The following is a 1,537-nucleotide window of genomic DNA, read 5'->3' on the forward strand; positions in this document are numbered from 1 at the left end:
CTGGGACGCCTATGCGTCCTGCCCCGCGGACGCGCACGGGCTGCATGACGTCGATTTCAAATACGACGACGCCTATAACCCCCGCGCCCGGCTCAATTCCGCCCTCGGCGGGACCAAGGTCGCGGGCCATCCCGTCGTGCTGACGCTGATGATCGACGACCACGGCGTGGTCCAGGGCCTGCGCATCGCGACCGATCCGCACGTGCCGCCCTATCTGCACAAGAAGGCGTTCCTGTTCCGCGACCAGGTGCGCCAGCAATTCGGCTCCGACGGCTGGACCTGCACCACCGGCCACCCGACCGGGGACGAGGAGCCGATCGGCGACATCTTCATCAAGCAGCATTGCGAGAAGGTGACGCCGACCCGCCATCTGTATCTCGACACCTCGCTCTATCAGCATCCGGGCGCCCACTCGCTCAAGGACATGGTCAACGGCACGGACCTGACCATCATGCTCCGCCATCCTGGCTGAGCGCGGGCGCGCATGCGCCTGATCGGGCTTGCCGGCTGGAGCGGGGCCGGCAAGACCACGCTGATCCGCGCGCTGATCCCCGTGCTGCGCGCGCGCGGCCTGTCGGTCTCCACCGTGAAGCAGGCGCATCACGGCTTCGAGGTCGACCGGCCGGGCAAGGATTCCTTCCTCCACCGCGAGGCGGGGGCGGCGGAGGTGCTGGTCGCCTCGCCGCTGCGCTGGGCGCTGATGCGCGAGCTGCGCGGCGCCCCGGCCGCGACGCTTGCGGAGCTGCTGGCCCATCTCTCCCCGGTCGACCTGGTGCTGGTGGAGGGGTTCAAGCGCGAGACCCACCCCAAGATCGAGGTCTGGCGGCAGGCGACCGGCAAGCCCTTCCTGTATCCCGACGACAAGCACGTCGTCGCGCTCGCCGCCGACGTCACGCTGCCGGCGGCGCCGGTCCCCGTCCTCGCTCTCGACGACATCGCCGCCATCGCCACCCACGCCACCACCCACGCCGTGCCGCCGGAGGCGGTGGCGTGGGCGGGGTTCCGGCATGGGGTGGGGTAGGGGCGGATCAGGGCAGCAGGGTCGCAATGGCGGCGCGGTGGCCGTTCTGGTCCGGCACCGTCAGCCGCACCGGCCCCGGCGGGCGCGCGAGGCGGAAGGCGCCCGCGGCATCGCTCACCGTCTCCCCCGCGCCGGCATAGGCGGGCCGCACGACGAGGTCGTCGCGATGCAGCCCGTGCCCCGCCGCATCGAGCCAGATCAGCGTCACGTTGCCGTACACGTCCGTCCCCAGTCGGTTCAGCACCGGCACCGTCAGCGTGTAGCCAGCGCCCGGCGTCACGGCATAGGCCGGCGCGTTGAGCAGCAGGGTTTGATCCGGGCGCACCACGACATGCGCCACGTCGCCCGCCGGCGTCGGGCGCAGCGTCACGCGCGGATCGCCCGGCCCCGGCACCGAAGCCAGATGCCGCAGATCGGGCAGGAAGCTCACCAGCCGCGCCACCCGCCCGGCGCCGTGCTCCTCGTAGGTCAGGGTGCCGAGCCACAGATCGTTCGGCCCCGCGCACAGGCACTCGC

Annotated in this window: 3 protein-coding genes; 2 read left to right on the forward strand and 1 reads right to left on the reverse strand. The window is 71.8% G+C overall.

From position 1 onward, the window contains the following. Together B8460_RS22525 and mobB are read left to right on the forward strand one after the other, a co-directional pair. Positions 1 to 472: hypothetical protein (locus B8460_RS22525; RefSeq protein ID WP_048863319.1), on the forward strand; the 472-nt coding region annotated here is incomplete at its 5' end. Positions 473 to 484: 12 nt separating this feature from the next. Beyond that, positions 485 to 1,021, forward strand: a complete 537-nt coding sequence (mobB, locus tag B8460_RS19630; protein WP_048863320.1) for a molybdopterin-guanine dinucleotide biosynthesis protein B — start codon at positions 485 to 487, stop codon at positions 1,019 to 1,021. 7 nt (positions 1,022 to 1,028) lie between these two features. On the opposite strand, the gene B8460_RS22530 is transcribed toward mobB, so the two are convergent. Further along, positions 1,029 to 1,537: hypothetical protein (locus tag B8460_RS22530; protein WP_048863321.1), on the reverse strand; the 509-nt coding region annotated here is incomplete at its 5' end.

It is taken from the genome of Acidisphaera rubrifaciens HS-AP3, from assembly GCF_000964365.1.
GTDB classification, from domain to species: domain Bacteria; phylum Pseudomonadota; class Alphaproteobacteria; order Acetobacterales; family Acetobacteraceae; genus Acidisphaera; species Acidisphaera rubrifaciens.

What these genes read in the sequence shown, in the direction of transcription:
- mobB (WP_048863320.1), top strand. Translation starts at nt 485, where the DNA reads ATGCGCCTGATCGGGCTTGCCGGCTGGAGCGGGGCCGGCAAGACCACG.